1 protein-coding gene is annotated in these 411 nt (G+C 65.7%); it reads left to right on the forward strand.

Features of this window, described 5'->3' with window-relative positions; genetic code table 11:
- On the forward strand, positions 1–411 hold a 411-nt coding region (locus tag PO768_RS29110; RefSeq protein WP_272648839.1), incomplete at both ends, for an ABC transporter ATP-binding protein.

The raw sequence follows: 411 nt of genomic DNA on the forward strand, positions 1-411 counted from the left end.
CCTGCAGATGGGCGCCTACATCAGGAACGACGCCGAGATCCAGAGCGATATGGAGCGCATCTTCGGCATCTTCCCGCGCCTGAAGGAGCGCCGCAACCAGCTCGCCGGCACCATGAGCGGCGGCGAGCAGCAGATGCTGGCGATGGGGCGCGCGCTGATGGCGCGGCCCGAGGTGCTGCTGCTGGACGAGCCCAGCATGGGCTTGAGCCCCATCATGGTGGACAAGATCTTCGAGGTGGTCAACGACATCCACCAGCAGGGCGTGACGGTGCTGCTGGTGGAGCAAAACGCCAGCCGCGCGCTGCAACTGGCCAACCGCGGCTACGTGATGGAGTCCGGCGAGATCACCATGACCGGCGAGGGCAAGACCTTGCTCAATGATCCCAAGGTCAGGGCCGCCTACCTGGGCGA

This window comes from Paucibacter sp. XJ19-41, assembly GCF_028462495.1.
In the GTDB taxonomy this organism is placed as follows: domain Bacteria; phylum Pseudomonadota; class Gammaproteobacteria; order Burkholderiales; family Burkholderiaceae_C; genus Roseateles_E.